The organism is Desulfocicer niacini, from assembly GCF_054657595.1.
Genome location: NZ_BAAHYK010000206.1, coordinates 1 through 329 on the forward strand (window position 1 = coordinate 1; position 329 = coordinate 329).

Genomic DNA, 329 nt, shown 5'->3' on the forward strand with positions numbered 1-329 from the left:
CCCACCCGGGTCCGCCACACAAAGGCCCGAACGGCTCCCTGGGGTCCCATAATGGAAATGCTGATCTCATTACCCTGGGGGTCCCTTGCCCGCTCCAGGGGAAGATGATTCAATTGAATTTCCGGATAGTCTTCCTGCTGCCATCCCTCCTGATCTAGGTATTGATGAAAATACCCTTTGCGGTAGAGCAACCCCACACCCACCACGGGGAGGGCCATATTGGATGAGGCTTTTAAATAATCTCCGGCAAGGACACCCAGTCCACCGGCAAAGATGGGTATACTCTCATGGATACCGAATTCCATGGAAAAGTAGGCCACCGGCCCTGC

1 protein-coding gene is annotated in these 329 nt (G+C 54.7%); it reads right to left on the bottom strand.

What is annotated here, in order from left to right; translation table 11 throughout:
• Positions 1 to 329: glycogen/starch/alpha-glucan phosphorylase (locus ACYQ2M_RS25410; protein ID WP_459919191.1), on the bottom strand; the 329-nt coding region annotated here is incomplete at both ends.